The sequence below is a fragment of the Pseudomonas asplenii genome (assembly GCF_001293465.1).
In the GTDB taxonomy this organism is placed as follows: domain Bacteria; phylum Pseudomonadota; class Gammaproteobacteria; order Pseudomonadales; family Pseudomonadaceae; genus Aquipseudomonas; species Aquipseudomonas fuscovaginae_B.
Genome location: NZ_JSYZ01000049.1, coordinates 1,745 through 3,896, shown reverse-complemented (window position 1 = coordinate 3,896; position 2,152 = coordinate 1,745). Strand labels below are relative to the sequence as shown.

4 protein-coding genes are annotated in these 2,152 nt (G+C 63.0%); 1 reads left to right on the top strand and 3 read right to left on the bottom strand.

Annotated features, from left to right (window positions below):
* Positions 1–15 precede the first annotated feature (15 nt).
* On the bottom strand, positions 16–381 hold the full coding sequence (locus tag PF66_RS31020) for an antibiotic biosynthesis monooxygenase (protein WP_054059911.1): 366 nt from the start codon (positions 379–381) through the stop codon (positions 16–18).
* 92 nt (positions 382–473) lie between these two features.
* Between PF66_RS31020 and soxR the strand changes: the two genes are divergently transcribed.
* The gene (gene soxR / locus PF66_RS31015) at positions 474–938 is read left to right on the top strand and encodes a redox-sensitive transcriptional activator SoxR (protein ID WP_054064819.1); all 465 of its coding nucleotides are present in this window, start codon (positions 474–476) and stop codon (positions 936–938) included.
* 20 nt (positions 939–958) lie between these two features.
* Here soxR and PF66_RS31010 read toward each other — a convergent pair whose 3' ends face one another.
* Together PF66_RS31010 and PF66_RS31005 are read right to left on the bottom strand one after the other, a co-directional pair.
* Positions 959–1,729, bottom strand: a complete 771-nt coding sequence (locus tag PF66_RS31010; protein ID WP_054059913.1) for a MetQ/NlpA family ABC transporter substrate-binding protein — start codon at positions 1,727–1,729, stop codon at positions 959–961.
* A 79-nt stretch (positions 1,730–1,808) separates the two neighbouring features.
* Positions 1,809–2,152: ABC transporter permease subunit (locus PF66_RS31005; protein WP_152973127.1), on the bottom strand; the 344-nt coding region annotated here is incomplete at its 5' end.

The following is a 2,152-nucleotide window of genomic DNA, read 5'->3' as shown; positions in this document are numbered from 1 at the left end:
GATTTCGTACATAGCCTAGCCAACCAGGGCACAATGCAGCGCGTTATCGTGGCTGCGCTCGATGCTGCGCAGCACCTGGAACGAACCGAAGCTCACCGCCCTGGCCCGGTGCTGGCGAATCAGCAGCCAGAAATCCTCCTCGCCACTCTCGAAGCGGGCGAACGCCGCCTCGCCGGCCTGTTTCGATCGCCACTGCAGCACATTCAATACGCGCCGACCATCGTCGCTGACCTGCACATTACCGCTGATGAAGCCGGCGAAATCCTGGGCCAGGCGCTCGGTCTGCCGCTCCAGGGCACAGACCAGGGCATCCTGTTGGTGGGGTTCGATCTCGAACTGGATCAGTTGGGTGAAGCTGCGGTTTTGCTCTGTAGCTGGCATGGAAAACTCCCCGGAAAGTCGCACAGGATCTTGAGATCCGAGGTGATGCAGGGTAAAACCTCAAGTTAACTAGAGGTCAAGGGATTTCTTCCATGGCATTACACAAGGCCCTGCCCACCGACAAGGCACTCACGGTCGGCCAGGTCGCCGCACGCAGCGGCGTATCGGTCACGGCCCTACACTTCTACGAATCCAAGGGGCTGATCCGGAGCAGCCGCAATGCCGGCAACCAGCGCCGCTATGCCCGCGACGTGCTGCGTCGGGTGTCGCTGATCAAGGTCGCGCAGAACCTGGGGATTCCGCTGGCGGAGATCCACCAGGCCCTGCAAGCGTTGCCCGAAGGCCGCACGCCTACAGCGGCGGACTGGGCGCGGATGTCGGAACGCTGGAAGGACGAACTGGACGAGCGCATCGCCCGCCTGACCCGGCTGCGGGACAAGCTCAACGGCTGCATCGGCTGCGGCTGCCTGTCGATGGAGACCTGCCCGTTGCGCAACCAGGGCGACGTGCTGGGCGACCAGGGCCCCGGCCCCCACCTGCTGGAGCCGGAAAGCTGATCGCCCTGTAGAAGCCGGGGCTAGAAGCCCGGCGCGATCTGCCCCTTGTAGCGGGTCAGGATGAACTGCCGCACCTCATCGGAGTTCAGCGCCTTGGCCAGTTTCTGGATGCCCGGGTCATTGAGGTTGTCCGGCCGCGCCACCAGGAACTCGACGTACAGATCCTTGCCCTTCTCGACGATCAGCGCACTGTTGGTGTCGATCCCTGCTTCCAGCGCATAGTTGGCGAACACGAATGCCAGGTCCACCTGGCTAACCGAACGCGCCAGCATCGCTCCCTCCAGTTCACGAATCTTCAGGTGTTTCGGGTTCTCGGCAATGTCGCGCGGGGTCGACTGGGTATTGCTCGGGTCCTTTAGCTTGATCAGCCCGGCCTCGTGCAGCAGCACCAGGGCCCGACCGGTATTCACCGGGTCATTGGGAATCGACACCGAAGCGCCATCCTTGAGTTCGGACAGACTCTTGATCTTTGTCGAGTAGGCGCCGAACGGCTCGATATGCACGCCGACCACCGGCACCAGATTGGTGTGGCGGGTCTTGTTGTAGTCATCGAGGAACGGCCGGTACTGATAGTAGTTGGCGTCCAGGTTCTTCAGCGCCAGTTGCTGGTTGGGCTGGATGAAATCGTTGAAGACCTTGATATCCAGGTCGACGCCTTCCCTGGCCAGGGTCGGCTTGACGAATTCGAGGATCTCGGCGTGGGGCACCGGTGTGGCGCCGACGGTCAGTTTTTCATTGGCGTGTGCAGCCAGGGACATCAGGGCGGCCAATACGGCCAGGGTCTTTTTCATGCAAGGCTCCAGAGAGGCAGAAAGGGCCGGCGTCGGGTGGTCGTTGGGCCAGGTTGTTTTATAAGTTCGGTTCGGCGGGTCAACGTCGGCTGTAGCGGGCCACCAGGCGGTCACCGGTCATTTGCAGCGCCTGTACCAGGAGCAGCAGCAGGATCACCGTGACCACCATCACATCGGTCTGGAAGCGCTGGTAGCCATAGCGGATCGCCAGGTCGCCCAGCCCGCCGCCACCGATCACCCCGGCCATCGCCGTGTAGTCCACCAGCACGATGGCGGTCACCGTCACCGCCGCCAGCAGCCCGCCACAAGCTTCCGGCAGCAGGGTGTGGCGGATGGTCTGCCAGGTGCTGGCCCCCATCGCCTGGGTTGCCTCCACCACGCCACGATCCACTTCACGCAAGGCGGTTTCCACCAGCCGGGCGA